This window comes from Emcibacter sp. SYSU 3D8 (genome assembly GCF_039655875.1).
In the GTDB taxonomy this organism is placed as follows: Bacteria; Pseudomonadota; Alphaproteobacteria; order SMXS01; family SMXS01; genus RI-34.
The window spans coordinates 68,360-82,636 of the sequence record NZ_JBBYXK010000003.1 but is presented as its reverse complement, the minus strand read 5'-3'; the positions used below and the strand labels follow the sequence as shown (position 1 = coordinate 82,636).

Here is a 14,277-nt window from a genome sequence, read left to right as displayed (position 1 = left end):
CGGATCGCCTACATCGTCGAGTTGAACTGCCCGCCGTCGATCAGCAGGTTCTGGCCGACGAAGTAGCCCGCCTGCGCCGAGCACAGGAACGCACAGGCTTCGCCGAACTCGTATGGCGTACCGAGCCGGTGGGCGGGAATCGTGCTGAGCATGCCCGCCATCACGTCGTCCTCGTTTCGGCCCTGCTGCTGGGCCATGGCGCGCACCGGCACGCGAATGCGGTCGGTATCGAAGGCGCCAGGCAGCAGATTGTTGATGGTGACGTTGTGCTCGGCCAACTGGCGCGAGACGCCGGCGACGAAGCCGGTCAGGCCGGCGCGGGCGCCGTTCGACAGGCCGAGCGGCGCGATCGGCGACTTCACCGCGCCTGACGTGATATTGACGATGCGGCCGAACTTGCGGGCGATCATCGGATCGACGGTGGCCTTGATCAGTTCGATGGCGCTCAGCATGTTGGAATCGAGCGCGGCAATCCAGTCGTCGCGGGTCCAGTCGCGGAAATTGCCCGCTTTCGGACCGCCGCAATTGTTCACCAGGATATCCGGCTCGGGGCACGCGGCCAGCACGGCAGCGCGGCCCGCTTCCGTGGCCACGTCGGCGACCACGGCGGTCACGTCCGCGCCGGTTTCGGCGCGGATAGCGGCGGCGGTTGCCTGCAGCGCCTCCTCGCCCCGCGCCGAGATGGTCAGCTTGACGCCTTCACGCGCCAGCGAGAACGCACACGCCCGCCCCAGTCCCTTGGACGCGGCGTTGACGATGGCGTTGCGTCCCTTGATCCCCAGATCCATGAATATCCTCCCTGATTGAACGGCGGCATCGGGGCTTCCCCTATCGCCTCCCGTGACACGAAGCTAGTTCATAATTGGCTTCGACCCCAGCAGATGATCCCGCGGCGCCGGCGAGCGGCCCCGGGTGCCTTGGTCGTCCCCCGAGACACTGAAACCCCCTCTGTCCAGTTGCGATTGAGAATTATGACGATTTATCGCCGCCAGTAGTTGCGAATGATAATCAGAAGTATTATACGATTTTTGCAACGCACAGCGGCGACAACACGATCCACATGGAGGGAAACCAATGAACGCTGTAGGCAGCAAGACTGCGAAATCCACCTCACGGCGACTGCCGGCCAAAAGCCTGCGCAACACCTCGATCACCGCCAGTGCCCTGAGCCTTTCGGCGGCGATGTTGATTCCGCAGCAGGCGCTCGCGCAGGACGCGCCGGTTAAAATGCTGGCGCCGGTCAAGATCGAGGACACCGCCATCGATCCGAACCCGAACGCCGAGGTGGGCGTGCCCTACAAGGCCCGGACATCGGGCGACGAACGCCACACGCGCCCGCTGGCGGAAACGCCCCAGACCATTTCCGTTCTGACCAAGTCGCAGATCGACGATTCAGGCTACACCGACCTGGTCCGCATTCTGGACGCGCAGCCTGGCATCACCATCGGCACCGGCGAAAACGGCAATGCCTTCGGCGACCGCTACATCATCCGCGGCCAGGAAGCCCGCAGCGACGTCTTCGTGGACGGCTTGCGCGACCCGGGCATGACCATCCGCGAGAGCTTCGCCATCGAGCAGATCGAGATTTCCAAGGGGCCGAATTCCAGCTTTGCCGGTCGCGGCACGTCGGGCGGCGCGATCAACGCCATCACCAAGCAGGCGACCAATGCGTTCGACTTCGGCAAGATCGGCGTCGGTCTGGGCACCGACCAGCACGTGCGCGCCACCGTCGACGTCAACCACTCGTTCGGCGAGAAGTTCGCCGTGCGCGCCAACGCGCTCTACGCCTACGAGGAAATTCCCGATCGCGGTCCCGCCGACCGGGAGCGCAAGGGGCTCGCGGTTTCCGGCGTGTTCACGCCGAACGACAACCTGACCCTGACGCTGGACTATTACGGCCTGCGCGCCGACGACAACCCGGATCTGGGCAGCTACCTGACCGACATGCTGCCGACCAAGGGCGTGCCGGTTTACGCCCAGAAGCAGGATTTCCAGTCGTCCGACGTCGACACCTTCACGGCGCGTCTGGCCTATTCATTCAGTCCGGACCTGCGCGTCATGAACCTGATGCGGTATGGCCGCTCGGACAACGGCTACGTTGTCACCGGCGCGCGCGGCACGACGGCCCTGGACCCGGACGGCGATTATGCCAGCGCCACGCTCAGCACCCATCAGGGCTGGCAGGACGTGGAGTATTTCGCCAACCAGACCAACCTGTTCTGGGACGCGGACCTGTTCGGCCGCAAGCACGACTTCATTGCCGGCGTCGAATACACCAACCACAAGGTTCTGAACGGCGTCTACAACGTCAACAATACCGGTTCGCCAAATTGCATGACGGGCAACGCCACCGCTCCCAACAGTTTCTGCGCGATCGGTCCCGACGGCGGCGCGGTCAACGGCCTGAACACATTGCTGGGCCGCGAGATCACCCGGGGCAACTGGGATTCGGACTGGGGCGTCGAGACCATCGCCGTCTATCTGCTGGACACCTTCGACCTCACCGACCGGCTGTCCCTGTTCACCGGCGTCCGCTTCGATGCCTACAACTTTGATCTGGCCACACAGAACAGCCGCACGATGGCCCTGGACCGCTACAAGAACTCGGACTCGCTGTGGAACGGCCACGTGGGCGTGACCTACAAGGTCGGCGGCGGCGGCATGTTCTATGCCAGCTTCGCATCGGCTGCGGATATCAACGGCGGCGAATCCGACGTTGGCACCAACAGCGGTTACGGCGGCACGGTGATCTACAACGGCAGCATTGCGGGCGCGGCGCCCGAGCGCTCCATCAACCTAGAAGTCGGCACCAAGTGGAACATCCTGGACGAGCGGCTGCTGCTGACCGCCGCCCTGTTCCAGTCGACCAAGTCGGACGTCATGGAAGGCGCCGATTATGATTCGGTTGGCACCTTCAACACCGGCAAGAACCGCGTGCGCGGCGTCGAGTTCGGCGTCACCGGCAATGTCACCGACGCGCTGACGGTACAGGGCGGCCTGACCCTGATGGACAGCAAGGTGCTGAAGTCCGCCACGCCCGACAATGTGGGCAAGGTACTGAGCAACTTCGCCAAATATTCGGCGGTCCTGCAGGCGAAATACCAGCTCACCGAGAAATTCTCGTTCGGCGGTGCGGTCAAGTACGAGAGCAAGCGGTTCGGCGGCCAGCCCGACACGGCGGCCAGCTATGCGGCGGACGGCAGTTACCGGGTTCCCGTCCCGGGCTACGCGGTGTTCGATCTGTTCGCCACCTACCAGATCACCGACGATCTGGAGTTGAGATTGAATATCAACAATGTCGGCAACAAGGATTATTATCTCGCCGTCTATCGTTCGGGATCGTTCCTGTACAAGGGCGATGGCCGGACGGGCCGGCTGACGTTGACCTATGACTTCTAAGTGATCGACATGGGATGAGGCCGGGCCGGGCGAAAGCCCGGCTCGCGCATTCCACGAAAACGGACCATCCTGACGTGACCGCATTCAAGCCCATACCGTCCGAGATCCGCTGTGCCGGCGACTATGCGACGTTGGCGCCCCAGTTCATCCCGGAAGCCGCATTTGCGCATCTGGCCGCCGGCAGTGCGCAGGACCGCGCCGCCGCCGCCAATCTCGGTGCATTCGCGGCCTGCACCATTACCCCGCGCCTCCTCCGCGACGTGACCCGCGGCGACACGATCGTCAACCTGCCCGGCGGCGCGCATCCGCATCCCATCTTGCTGGCGCCGCTGGCTTACCAGGCGCTTTACGCCGACGGCGCCGAGCTGGATACGGCGCGGGCAGCCGGCGCGACCGAGACCTGCCTGATCTGCAGCACGCTGTCGTCATGCACGCTCGAGGACATCGCCGCCGTGGCCGGACCGGCGCGGTGGTTCCAACTCTATTTCCAGCCCCAGCGCGACGTGACGCTCGACCTGGTGCGCCGGGCGGAACGGGCCGGTTACGGCGCCATCGTCCTTACCCTCGATACGCCGGTGCGAGTCCCCAGCTTCAAGGCGCTGCGTTCGGGCGTCCCTGAAACCCGGGCCGGCAACCTGTCTTCGCCCTTTCCGGAAGTGTCCGCGCCGTCCCCGGAACCGGGGCAGAGCGGCATTTTCGGCGGCATGATGCGCCATGCTCCGCTGTGGCCGGACCTGGACTGGCTGCTGGCGCAGACGACGCTGCCACTCTGGATCAAGGGCGTCATGCACCCCGACGATGCCCGCGCGCTGGTGCAGCGCGGCGTTACCGGCATCGTCGTGTCCAATCACGGCGGCCGCGCACTGGACAGCGCGCCAGCCAGTCTGGCGGCGCTGCCCTCAATTCGCGCCGCGCTGGGCGACGCCTTCCCCGTGCTGTTCGACGGCGGCATCCGCTCGGGTGCCGATATTTTCAAGGCGATCGCACTCGGGGCCGACGCGGTGATGGTCGGGCGGCTGCAAGCCTACGCCCTGGGCGTCGCCGGCGCGCTTGGCGTGGCGCACATGATCAGGCTGCTGCGCGAGGAACTTGAGCTCTGCATGGCGCTGGCCGGCTGCGCCAGCCTGGCGGACATCCGCCAGGCCGATGTGCGGCTGCGTCAGGCGCAACCAATGGAGACAGCAGGCGCGCCATGCTGATCACCATCGAGGAATTTCTCACCAGGGACGAGGTCGCCCGCTTCCGCCGCCAGCTCGACGCCGCCGACTGGCAGGACGGCGTCCAGACCGCCGGCGCGCTGGCACGGTCCCGCAAGCGCAACCTCCAGCTCGCCGACGACGCGCCGCCGGCAATCAGCCTGGGCAACGAGATCCTGCGCAAGGCCGGATCGCATCCGCTGTTCGTATCGGCGGCCCTGCCCCGGCGGATCCACCCGCCGCGCTTCAACAAATATTGCGACGGCGGCGGCTATGGCTCGCATATCGACAGCGCCCTGATGCGCCTGTCCGATGCCGGCGCAACCATCCGCAGCGACCTCTCCGTCACGCTGTTCCTGTCGGAGCCCGACGAATATGAGGGCGGTGAACTGGAAATCGAGGGGGCGTTCGGCGTCCAGTCGGTCAAGCTCGCGGCGGGCGACATGGTGATCTACCTGGCCAGCAATCTCCACCGGGTGACGCCGGTCACGCAGGGCGCGCGTCTTGCCTCGTTCTTCTGGGTCGAAAGCTTCGTAAGGGACGACGGAGAACGCACGATCCTGTTCGATCTGGATCAGGCGATCCAGGGCGTGACACCCGCTATCGGCGCCAATGACGACAATCTGGTGAAGATGACGGGCGTCTATCACAATTTGCTGCGCCGCTGGGCGCTGACCTGACGCCGCCATGACGAACCCAGCCGCAGCCGCTTCTCCGTCACCGCCGCGCTATGGCTCGCATGTGCCCGCGTACCGGTCCGCGTCGCGCATGACGAGACGCCAGCGCATGATCACCTGGAGCGCCATCATCGGCGCTCACGCGGCCATTCTCGGCGCATTGCTGATCAGCCGCATCGCCGACCAGGAGCCGGCAGCAGACCGGGCCCTGATGGTGTCCTTCGTCGCCGAAGCCGCCGCGCCGGCGCCCGAGCCCGTCCCGCAACCGCCGCCGCCCGCGCCGCCCAGGCCCGCGCCGCTACTGGTGACGACGCCCAAGCCCAGCATGTCTGCGATCGTCGCGCCGCCGGTCGAGGACCTTGTCGTGCCGGACATCGCGCCGGCCCCGGCGGATCACGCACCGGCCGAGCCCGCCGACGCCGCGCCTGCAGCCGCCATCACGGCGCCCGATTTCAGCGCCGCCTACCTGAACAATCCCGGCCCGAAATACCCGTATTCGTCCCGCCGGCGGCGCGAAGAAGGCGTGGTGATGCTGAAGGTCCTGGTCGGCGCCGACGGGAAGCCGGAGCAGGTGATCGTCGACAAGAGCAGCGGCTTCGCAGCGCTCGACGGGGCTGCCGCCGATGTCGTCCGGGGCCGCTGGCGTTTCGTGCCCGCAAAGGAAGGGGACCGCGCCGTTGCAGCGTGGGTCGCGATCCCCATGTCGTTCACGCTGACGAATAACTGAGGATTCAGACCGTGGCATCCATGAACAATCTCAGCCACTTTCTCGCGCAGGCGGACTTCATCGCCCGGTTCATTCTGGTGCTGATGGCCGTCGCCTCGGCGACGAGCTGGTACCTGATCGTGACCAAGGCCGTGTCGGCAAGGCGCATGCGCCGCCGCAGCGAAGCGTTTCTGGACTTCTTCTGGAACGCGCCCTCGCTGGAGGCGGTGGCCAAGCGGCTGGAGGATGTCCCCCCGCAGGAGCCATTCGCGCTGCTGGCCTATCAGGGCATCTTGGCCAGCCGGCATCATCAGCTGCACGGCACCCATCGGCTGAAGGAAGCCGGCACCTCCAGCGAGTTCATCACCCGCTCGCTGCGCAAGGTGATCGACGACGAGACGACCGAGCTGGAGACCGGCCTGACCGTGCTCGCATCGATCGGTGCGACGGCGCCCTTCGTGGGTCTGCTCGGCACAGTATGGGGCATCTATCACGCCCTCACTGCAATCGGCCTTTCCGGCGCGGGCACGCTCGACAAGGTCGCCGGCCCGGTGGGCGAGGCGCTGATCATGACGGCCCTCGGCCTGGCGGTCGCGATCCCCGCGGTGCTGGGCTACAATTACATCGTGCGGAACAACCGCCTGACGCTGACACGGCTGGATGGCTTCGCCCACGATCTCTTCGCCTTTCTCACGACCGGCGCCCGCCTTGACGACCAGATGATGGCGCCTGTGGCCCGGCAGACCGTGCCCGCCGCGCCCGCAGCCGTGGTCCAGGCGGTCTGACATGGCATTCGGAGGCTTTCAGTCCGGCCGCAACAATGCCCCGATGGCCGACATCAACGTCATCCCGCTGGTCGACATCATGCTGGTGCTGCTGGTGATCTTCATCATCACCGCACCGCTCCTGACACATTCCGTGGTGATCGATCTGCCCAAGGCCTCGAATACGCCGAACGAAACCCGAAACATTGTCGTCCAGTTCGCCATCAATGACGCGGGCCAGATGTATTGGGACGGCGAGCCCGTCACCCGCGGCGAGATGGTCCAGCGGCTGGCCGAGGCAGGCGCGCGGCAGCCGACGCCGGAGCTGCATCTGCGGGTCGACCGGGAGGCACGGTACGCCGCGCTTGCCGACGTCATGAGCGAAGCCAGCAAGGCAGGCGTCACCAAGGTAGGGTTCGTCACCGATCCGTCCGGTGCCGTCAGCACCGCTGCCGGGCCCGGTTCGCCGTGACATCATCCGCTGCTGCCGGAACGGATTGCGGCCTATAACGCCGACTGATATAGTCGTCGTTATGGCACATCTGACCGTCAGCGTGGAATATGGCATGCACTGCCTGTTGTGGCTTGTGGACTCGGGCGACGCGCCGCTGAGCAGCCGCGACCTGGCCGAGCTCCAGGGCATCTCACCCACATTCCTGGCCAAGATTTTCACCAAGCTGGAGAAGGCCGGCATCGTCCGGGCGACCGAAGGCGTGCGGGGCGGATTCGTGCTCGCGCAGAACGCCGGGGAGATCAGCGTGCTTGATGTCGTTGACGCTATCGAGGGCGACAAGCCGCTTTTCGATTGTCAGGAAATCCGCGGCCGTTGCGCCGTGTTCGGGGACCAGGCGCCAGGCTGGGCAACGGCCGGCACGTGCTCGATTCACGCCGTCATGCTGCGGGCGGAAAAGGCGATGCGGGACGCGCTCGCCAGTCAGTCGCTGGCCGATATCGCCAGCGCCGTGGGCAGAAAGGCGCCCCCGGCATTTGCCCAGGACGTGCAGGGCTGGATCGATCGGCGGACCGATTCCCGTGCGCGAAAGTCACGCGTCTTGTCCACGACCGATTGAAAGGTCCGATCCCATGGCCACGGCAGCCGCAACGGAACGTCCCCTCGTCCTGATCGTCGATGACGACGACGCCGTTCGCGGCGCGCTACAGGAACTCATCCTGTCGGTCGGCCTCGACGTCGCCGGCTTCGCGTCGGCGAATGAATTGCTGAAAGCCGAGCTGCCGGATCGCTCGGGATGCCTGGTGCTCGACGTGCGCATGCCCGGGTCGAGCGGCCTCGACCTGCAGCAGCACCTCGCATCCACCGGCAGGGCCAAGCCGGTCATATTCCTCACCGGCCATGGCGACATTCCCATGTCGGTCCAGGCGATGAAGGCCGGCGCCGTCGACTTCCTCACCAAGCCGTTCCGAGACCAGACACTGCTCGACGCCATCACAGCCGGTATCGAGCGTGACATCTCACAGCGGGCCGAGGCCCGAACGGTGCGGATGCATGTCGATCATTACGGCACCCTGACGCCCCGCGAGCGCCAGGTCCTGGCTGCGGTCGCGGTCGGGCGCCTCAACAAGCAGATCGCCTTCGACCTTGGAATCAGCGAGGTCACGGTCAAGCTCCACCGCAGCAGCGTGATGAAGAAAATGCAGGCGGGATCGGTTGCCGAACTCATCCGCGCCTGGGAGGCGCTGCCAGCCGGCCTCCGGGAGAACCGCACCTAGACCAGGGGATAGTTACAAAAGGACGCAGAACGCGCGACATCCTTATGAGGCCGACACGGCCAACTCAGTAAGGATCGCAATTTGGTGAATACCCCCGTAATCGCAATCGTGGATGACGACCCGGCCATGCGCGAGGCACTAACCGAATTCTTTCAGGCAATCGGCATGGCGAGCCGGTCTTTTGACGGGGCTTCGGCGTTGCTGAAAGACTACGCGCCCGGCCGGTTTGACTGCCTGATTTCCGATGTCAGAATGCCCGACCTTGATGGACTTGCGCTGCAGCAAAGGCTGCGCGGGCTCGGCAGCGACATGCCGGTGATCTTCATCACGGCAGCGCCGGATTCGGCAACCAGGGCACGCGCCCTCGACGGCGGCGCATGGGCGTATCTGTCCAAGCCCGTTGCCGAGGATATCCTGCTGGATCACGTCCGGTCGGCGCTGCGGCGGGCCGGCCCTGTCGGCGAGCAGGGCGCGGACGACGGCAAGCCGCCTGGAGGCTGAGATGGCGCAGGGGCTTCCGCTGATCGACACGGGCCAACACGCGAGGCTCCCCGGCGATGATGATCCGGTGGCGCGCTGGCAGATCGACGTCGCCGGCGTGCGGCCGCTTATCGGGGCGATCGCCGCCGGGAAGGGTGAGGCCTCCAGCCACGTCGAGGCACTTCTGGCGAGGACACATATCGTCGACGTCAATCAGCACACCGTTCATCTGGTCGGCTCTTACGGCGGGCGCGGTTCGATGGTGGGCCGGCCCGTCTCCCAGTTCTGGCCCGCGGGCAGCCAACCCGATTTGGCCGAGCTGATCGCCGGCGTTCTTGCCGACGGCGCCCCGGATGCGGTCCGAACCCGCAGCATCAAGTCGTTGATGCTGCGCGATGCCCGCCTCGCCGTATGGCGCGCCGCCGAGGCGGGCCCCGATACGGTTTTCGTCGCCGTGGAGGGCAGCGCCAAGGATCCGCGATCGTTCTGGGCCATACGTGCCAGCGAGGAGCGGTACCGCACACTCATCCATCACCTGCCCTACGCCCTGCTGCAGGTCGACGCGCGGGAGATCGGCGAGACATTCGAACGCCTGAAAGCTTCGGGCGTGCGGGATCTGGGTGCCTATCTCGATGCCCATCCGGCACTGGTGGATTTCGGCAGTCAGGTCGTCCGCATCACGGAAATCAATGACAAGGCCGCCCATCTGTTCGGCATTCGTGACGCGTCCCAGCTCATCGGACCGGTCACGCGCCTGTTCGACGCCTCCCCGGAGACCGCAAGACGGGTGATGATCGCGCATTTCAACGGCCTGCGCAGCCACACCGAGGTGATGAAAATGCGGGCCTTCGACGGCCGGCTGCTCGACGTACAGTGCTCGGTGACCTATCCGAGGCCGCCCGAGCAGCAGGATGTGAGTTTCATCAGCCTGGACGACCTGACGGACCGCCTGCGCACCGAAGCGCAGCTTCGTCAGCTCGAGGCCGACTATTCGCGGGCGGCCCGTATCGCCACTCTGGGCGAGCTCGCCACCTCCATCGCCCACGAGGTCAACCAGCCGCTCGCCGCCATTGTCACCAACGCCGAGACCACCGTGCGCTGGCTGTCCCGCGAGCCTCCGGACCTGGTGAAGGCCAGCCAGCTCGCCGGTCGGATCGCCGCGAGCGGCCGGCATGCCAGCGAGATCGTCCACCGGATCCGGAGCATGGCGGCCAAGCACACCACCGAGCGCCTGCCGGTCGATATCAATGAGGTGGTCGAGGAAGCGTTGGTGTTCTGCCGCCACGACATCCAGTCCCGCGCCATCGTGCTGGCGTTCAAGCCGGCCGCCGGCCTGCCGACCGTGACCGCCGACCGGATTCAGCTTCAGCAGGTGATCGTCAACCTGCTGGTCAACAGCGTCCAGGCGATCGCACAGGCAGCTGAACCGAATGGGCTGATCGAACTTCGCACCCTGCCAGGGCCGTCGGGCGAGGTGGTCGTTGTGGTCGAGGACAATGGGCCCGGCATCCCGGATGCGAATCTCGACCGCATTTTCGTCGGTTTCTACACGACGAAAGAGGAAGGGATCGGGATCGGCCTGTCGCTTTGCCAGTCGATTGCCGCGGCACATGGCGGCGGTATCACCGCTTACAATCGTCCCAATGGCGGCGCGAGGTTCCGCCTCTGGCTGCCACGTGATGGCGTGCCCGTTACCGCGCCGCCGGAAGCTGCACCGTAACCGCGGTGCCGGCGCCCGGCGCACTTTCGATCCACGCGAAACCACCCGCCTCCTCGGCGAAACACCGAACCATCGACAGGCCCAGACCATGCCCGCCCGCGCCCGTCGTGTAAAAGGGCTCGAAGGCGTGGGCGGCGGTCTCGCGGGACATGCCGATACCGGTGTCGGAGACTCTGAGAACAATCCCGGCCATGTCGGCTTCCTCGCCATAGGGCAAGGCAGCGATCGATATGCGCCCGCCATCGGGCATCGCCTCCCGGGCATTGAGGACCAGGTTCAGCACGGCGTTCTCGAAATCCTGGCGGTCGCAGTTGACGGGCGGCAGATTCGTGCCGGCGCGGATGTCCATCTTGATCTCCCATCCCGCCGCCCAGCGGAGCGGCCGCTCCATCGCCGCAAGGCACGCCCCGATGTCCAGCACTTCCTGGTGCCGTTGGCCGGCGCCGGCCAAGCTGAGAATCTGCCGTGTCAGCGCCGCCGCCCGGTCGAGCGCCGATACGGCATCGGCCACGCTTGGCTGGAGATCGTTTGCCGTCCGCACGGAAGGGTGCCGTTCGAGGGCCCGAATGGCGCCCGACATGACCTGGACCATGTTGCCCAGGTCATGAACGATGCCGGCGGTCATCAGTCCCAATGACGCGAGCCTCAGGGTGTCGCCGGCGGGCGCCGACGCGACCGGAATTTTGGAGTGGACGGGCATGGCCGTCAGCTCCTCAAAAACGCCAGCAGATCCGCATTGAGCTGGTCCGCATGGGTCGACATCAGGCCGTGCGGCGCGCCGGGATAGTAGATTGCCTTCGCGTGCTCAATGAGCAGGGCGGATTTGTGCGCCGCATCGTGGATGGGCACGATCTGGTCGTCCTCGCCGTGCAGGATCAGTGTCGGCACGTCGAACGCCTTCAGATCCGCCGTGAAATCAGTTTCCGAGAACGCCCTGATGCAGTCGAAGGCGTTCTTCAGCCCGGCCTGCATGCTCCACAGCCAGAACTGGTCGATCACGCCCTGCGATACCTTGGCCCCGGGACGATTCGCGCCATAGAACTGCTGCGCCAGATCCCGATAGAATTGCGAGCGGTCGCGCACCAGCGCGGCGCGCAAGCCGTCGAAAACAGCCATGGGCAATCCCTCGGGATTGGCCGGCGTCTGGAGCATGGTCGGCGGAACGGCGGCAAACAGCACGGCCTTTGCGACCCTGCCCGTTCCGTATCGGCCGATGTAGCGGGCCACTTCGCCGCCACCCGTGGAATGCCCGACCATGGTGACGCCGTGAAGGTCGAGCGCCTCCATCACGGCAGCGAGGTCGTCCGCATAGCCGTCCATGTCGTTGCCGCTGGACGTCTGCTCCGACCGGCCATGGCCGCGCCGGTCATGCGCCACGACGCGAAAGCCGTTTTGCGCCAGGAACAGCAGCTGGCCGTCCCAGGCGTCGGCATTCAGGGGCCAGCCGTGGGAGAAGGTCACAACCGGTCCCTGGCCCCAATCCTTGTAATAGATCTCGTGTCCTTCCCTGGTGGCGATCGTCGGCATGGAATCCTCCTGGTTGATGCGCAGGCCCAAAGCGGGCCGCTCTGCAATGCCAGAAGGGTACGGATGCGGACCGGCGTCGGTCGATCAGACTAAAGGATGGCCGCGCGTTGCCGGCCGGCAGGCCGATGCAGGCGAGACGCAAGCTCCCCTGATCAGGTTGGCCAAGAGCGCATCGCTCAAACGATGGCCGGCATCAGCGAATCTCACGAGCCGCCCTGGGCCAAGGTGTAGGTATTGCGATCTTCTGGTGAGGGAAAATCATCCGGCCGCACGATGGTGGCCGGGCCACGAATTCGCGATCGTCATTCCTGTTCCCGGGGGCTGGCCGACGGCTGGCGGTCCCGGGCCCGGAATGCGCAGGACGCGCACTTGCCCAGAGGTGAATTCATGAAAATCACAGTCATAGGCGGAACCGGCCTGATCGGGTCCAAGGTTGTCGAGATGCTGACCGGAAAGGGTCATGCGGCACGCGCCGCCGCGCCCGAGACGGGTGTCAACACGGTGACCCGCGAAGGGCTCACCGAAGCGCTTGCCGGCGCCGACGTGGTGATCGACGTGGCCAACTCGCCGTCGTTCGAGGACAAGGCCGCAATGGACTTCTTCCAGACCGCCGGCCGGAACCTGGCGGATGCGGAAGCGGCGGCGGGCGTCCGTCACCACGTCGCCCTTTCGGTGGTGGGCACGGAGCGTCTGCAAGGCAGCGGCTATTTCCGCGCCAAGCTGGCCCAGGAGAGCCTGATCAGGGCATCGGTCATTCCCTACACCATCGTCCACGCCACCCAGTTCTTCGAGTTCATTCGCGGCATCGCACAGTCGGGTACCGTGGGCAGCAGCGTGCGGCTGCCGCATGCGCGGTTCCAGCCGATGGCCGCGCGGGACGTGGCCGCTGCGGTTGTCGACGCCGCGCTGGGGACGCCAGTGAACGGCGTGGTCGAAATCGCCGGTCCCGAGATGTTCTATCTCGACGAGCTGACCGGCCGGGTGCTCGCCTTCGACCGGGATCCGCGCAATGTCATCGCCGATCCTGAAGCGCGCTATTTCGGCCTGAAGCTGGACGACATGTCCCTGATGCCGTCGCCGAATGCGGCGATCGGCGCCACCAGCTTCGACTGGTGGCTGACCCATGTTGCGCCGCCGAAGGCAACGGCACCGGCGCCGCGATCCGCAGCCTAGAAGGACGAGCACCATGCTCCGCCATTTCTGCATCGGGACCGCCCTCCTGCTCGGACTGGGCGCCGCCGCGAACGGCCTGTTCATGCTCGTCTCGCCCGCCGCCTGGTATTTCACAGTGCCGGGCGTGACGACGACCGGTCCGTTCAACCAGCACTTCATCCGCGATATCGGGCTGATCTTCCTGCTGCTGGGCGGCGCCTTCATCGCGGGCGCCGTGCTGCCCCGGCATCGCATCGCCGCCTGGGGCGCCTCCAGCCTCTGGCTGGCCGGCCACGCGCTTTTTCATTTCTGGGAGGTCGCGGTCGGCATCTGCGGGCCGTCGGCGATCCCCAGGGATTTTCCCGCCGTCACGCTCCCGGCAATTCTCGGGGCGCTGCTGACCTTCTGGGCGATCGCAGACGCCCGTTCGACATCTCACCCCCCACTGGAGAGCGTCACATGAAACCCCGAATGAACATCTTCCAGATCGCCCCCGAAGGCACCAAGGCCATGATCGCGGTCGAAACCGCCATTGCCGACAGCGGCCTGGAGCACAGTCTGGTCGAGTTGGTGAAGGTACGCGCGTCGCAGCTGAACGGCTGTTCCTTCTGTATCCACATGCATGTGAAGGATGCCTTGAAGAACGGCGAGAGCAACATGCGGCTCCACCTGCTCAATGCCTGGCGGCATTCACCGCTATACACCGACCGCGAGCGCGCCGCGCTCAACTGGACCGAGATCCTTACCCGGGTCGGCAAGACGCACGCACCGGATGCGGATTACGAGCTCCTGAAGGCCCGGTTCAACGAGACCGAGATCGCCTATCTCACCCTGCTCATCGGTGCGATCAATGCCTGGAACATGATCCAGATCGGTCTTCGCGCGGTCCATCCCGTGGACAAATCGGCACCGGTTGCCGCCTGATCAC

16 protein-coding genes are annotated in these 14,277 nt (G+C 65.8%); 13 read left to right on the top strand and 3 right to left on the bottom strand.

Annotated features, from left to right (window positions below):
* Positions 1 to 8: 8 nt before the first annotated feature.
* The gene (locus tag WJU21_RS11515) at positions 9 to 788 is read right to left on the bottom strand and encodes an SDR family oxidoreductase (RefSeq protein WP_346323580.1); all 780 of its coding nucleotides are present in this window, start codon (positions 786 to 788) and stop codon (positions 9 to 11) included.
* A gap of 286 nt (positions 789 to 1,074) precedes the next feature.
* Here WJU21_RS11515 and WJU21_RS11510 point away from each other — a divergent pair, with 286 nt between their 5' ends.
* The 10 genes from WJU21_RS11510 (at position 1,075) to WJU21_RS11465 (ending at position 10,670) form a co-directional block, all read left to right on the top strand.
* Positions 1,075 to 3,399 carry a TonB-dependent receptor gene (locus WJU21_RS11510; protein WP_346323579.1) on the top strand — a complete coding sequence of 775 codons (2,325 nt, stop codon included), beginning with the start codon at positions 1,075 to 1,077 and terminating at the stop codon, positions 3,397 to 3,399.
* Positions 3,400 to 3,473: 74 nt separating this feature from the next.
* The gene (locus WJU21_RS11505) at positions 3,474 to 4,598 is read left to right on the top strand and encodes an alpha-hydroxy acid oxidase (protein WP_346323578.1); all 1,125 of its coding nucleotides are present in this window, start codon (positions 3,474 to 3,476) and stop codon (positions 4,596 to 4,598) included.
* Complete coding sequence (locus WJU21_RS11500) at positions 4,592 to 5,275, top strand: Fe2+-dependent dioxygenase (RefSeq protein ID WP_346323577.1); 684 nt, start codon at positions 4,592 to 4,594, stop codon at positions 5,273 to 5,275. Before WJU21_RS11505 ends, WJU21_RS11500 begins: the two co-directional genes overlap by 7 nt.
* Before the next feature lie 88 nt (positions 5,276 to 5,363).
* Complete coding sequence (locus WJU21_RS11495; RefSeq protein ID WP_346323576.1) at positions 5,364 to 5,999, top strand: energy transducer TonB; 636 nt, start codon at positions 5,364 to 5,366, stop codon at positions 5,997 to 5,999.
* A gap of 20 nt (positions 6,000 to 6,019) precedes the next feature.
* Positions 6,020 to 6,763 carry a MotA/TolQ/ExbB proton channel family protein gene (locus WJU21_RS11490; RefSeq protein WP_346324057.1) on the top strand — a complete coding sequence of 248 codons (744 nt, stop codon included), beginning with the start codon at positions 6,020 to 6,022 and terminating at the stop codon, positions 6,761 to 6,763.
* A 1-nt stretch (position 6,764) separates the two neighbouring features.
* Positions 6,765 to 7,214 carry a biopolymer transporter ExbD gene (locus tag WJU21_RS11485; RefSeq protein WP_346323575.1) on the top strand — a complete coding sequence of 150 codons (450 nt, stop codon included), beginning with the start codon at positions 6,765 to 6,767 and terminating at the stop codon, positions 7,212 to 7,214.
* Between the two features lie 61 nt (positions 7,215 to 7,275).
* Positions 7,276 to 7,812, top strand: coding sequence for an Rrf2 family transcriptional regulator (locus WJU21_RS11480; RefSeq protein ID WP_346323574.1), 537 nt, complete (start codon positions 7,276 to 7,278; stop codon positions 7,810 to 7,812).
* A 13-nt stretch (positions 7,813 to 7,825) separates the two neighbouring features.
* Entirely contained in the window at positions 7,826 to 8,470 is a 645-nt protein-coding gene (locus WJU21_RS11475; protein WP_346323573.1) for a response regulator transcription factor, read from the top strand.
* Between the two features lie 84 nt (positions 8,471 to 8,554).
* Positions 8,555 to 8,971: a response regulator gene (locus tag WJU21_RS11470; protein ID WP_346323572.1), complete on the top strand. Its 417-nt coding sequence runs from the start codon at positions 8,555 to 8,557 to the stop codon at positions 8,969 to 8,971.
* Between the two features lies 1 nt (position 8,972).
* A complete protein-coding gene (locus tag WJU21_RS11465; protein ID WP_346323571.1) occupies positions 8,973 to 10,670 on the top strand; it encodes an ATP-binding protein in 1,698 nt (565 codons plus the stop codon).
* Here WJU21_RS11465 and WJU21_RS11460 read toward each other — a convergent pair.
* On the bottom strand, positions 10,642 to 11,370 hold the full coding sequence (locus WJU21_RS11460) for an ATP-binding protein (protein WP_346323570.1): 729 nt from the start codon (positions 11,368 to 11,370) through the stop codon (positions 10,642 to 10,644). The genes WJU21_RS11465 and WJU21_RS11460 overlap by 29 nt on opposite strands.
* 5 nt (positions 11,371 to 11,375) lie before the next feature.
* A complete protein-coding gene (locus WJU21_RS11455; protein ID WP_346323569.1) occupies positions 11,376 to 12,197 on the bottom strand; it encodes an alpha/beta hydrolase in 822 nt (273 codons plus the stop codon).
* Positions 12,198 to 12,584: 387 nt separating this feature from the next.
* On the opposite strand from WJU21_RS11455, the gene WJU21_RS11450 reads away from it, so the two are divergent.
* The 3 genes from WJU21_RS11450 to WJU21_RS11440 are packed head-to-tail and all read left to right on the top strand — an operon-like array spanning position 12,585 to position 14,273.
* Positions 12,585 to 13,370, top strand: a complete 786-nt coding sequence (locus tag WJU21_RS11450) for an SDR family oxidoreductase (protein ID WP_346323568.1) — start codon at positions 12,585 to 12,587, stop codon at positions 13,368 to 13,370.
* A 13-nt stretch (positions 13,371 to 13,383) separates the two neighbouring features.
* Positions 13,384 to 13,812, top strand: a complete 429-nt coding sequence (locus WJU21_RS11445; protein ID WP_346323567.1) for a hypothetical protein — start codon at positions 13,384 to 13,386, stop codon at positions 13,810 to 13,812.
* Positions 13,809 to 14,273, top strand: a complete 465-nt coding sequence (locus WJU21_RS11440; protein WP_346323566.1) for a carboxymuconolactone decarboxylase family protein — start codon at positions 13,809 to 13,811, stop codon at positions 14,271 to 14,273. The genes WJU21_RS11445 and WJU21_RS11440 overlap by 4 nt, the downstream gene beginning before the upstream one ends.
* The last annotated feature ends 4 nt before the right edge of the window (positions 14,274 to 14,277 follow it).

Excerpts from the sequence above, each read along its gene's own strand:
- WJU21_RS11515 (WP_346323580.1), bottom strand. The coding sequence starts at position 788 with ATGGATCTGGGGATCAAGGGACGCAACGCCATCGTCAACGCCGCGTCC.
- WJU21_RS11510 (WP_346323579.1), top strand. The coding sequence starts at position 1,075 with ATGAACGCTGTAGGCAGCAAGACTGCGAAATCCACCTCACGGCGACTG.
- WJU21_RS11500 (WP_346323577.1), top strand. The coding sequence starts at position 4,592 with ATGCTGATCACCATCGAGGAATTTCTCACCAGGGACGAGGTCGCCCGC.
- WJU21_RS11495 (WP_346323576.1), top strand. The coding sequence starts at position 5,364 with ATGACGAGACGCCAGCGCATGATCACCTGGAGCGCCATCATCGGCGCT.
- WJU21_RS11490 (WP_346324057.1), top strand. The coding sequence starts at position 6,020 with ATGAACAATCTCAGCCACTTTCTCGCGCAGGCGGACTTCATCGCCCGG.
- WJU21_RS11485 (WP_346323575.1), top strand. The coding sequence starts at position 6,765 with ATGGCATTCGGAGGCTTTCAGTCCGGCCGCAACAATGCCCCGATGGCC.
- WJU21_RS11480 (WP_346323574.1), top strand. The coding sequence starts at position 7,276 with ATGGCACATCTGACCGTCAGCGTGGAATATGGCATGCACTGCCTGTTG.
- WJU21_RS11475 (WP_346323573.1), top strand. The coding sequence starts at position 7,826 with ATGGCCACGGCAGCCGCAACGGAACGTCCCCTCGTCCTGATCGTCGAT.
- WJU21_RS11465 (WP_346323571.1), top strand. The coding sequence starts at position 8,973 with ATGGCGCAGGGGCTTCCGCTGATCGACACGGGCCAACACGCGAGGCTC.
- WJU21_RS11460 (WP_346323570.1), bottom strand. The coding sequence starts at position 11,370 with ATGCCCGTCCACTCCAAAATTCCGGTCGCGTCGGCGCCCGCCGGCGAC.
- WJU21_RS11455 (WP_346323569.1), bottom strand. The coding sequence starts at position 12,197 with ATGCCGACGATCGCCACCAGGGAAGGACACGAGATCTATTACAAGGAT.
- WJU21_RS11450 (WP_346323568.1), top strand. The coding sequence starts at position 12,585 with ATGAAAATCACAGTCATAGGCGGAACCGGCCTGATCGGGTCCAAGGTT.
- WJU21_RS11445 (WP_346323567.1), top strand. The coding sequence starts at position 13,384 with ATGCTCCGCCATTTCTGCATCGGGACCGCCCTCCTGCTCGGACTGGGC.
- WJU21_RS11440 (WP_346323566.1), top strand. The coding sequence starts at position 13,809 with ATGAAACCCCGAATGAACATCTTCCAGATCGCCCCCGAAGGCACCAAG.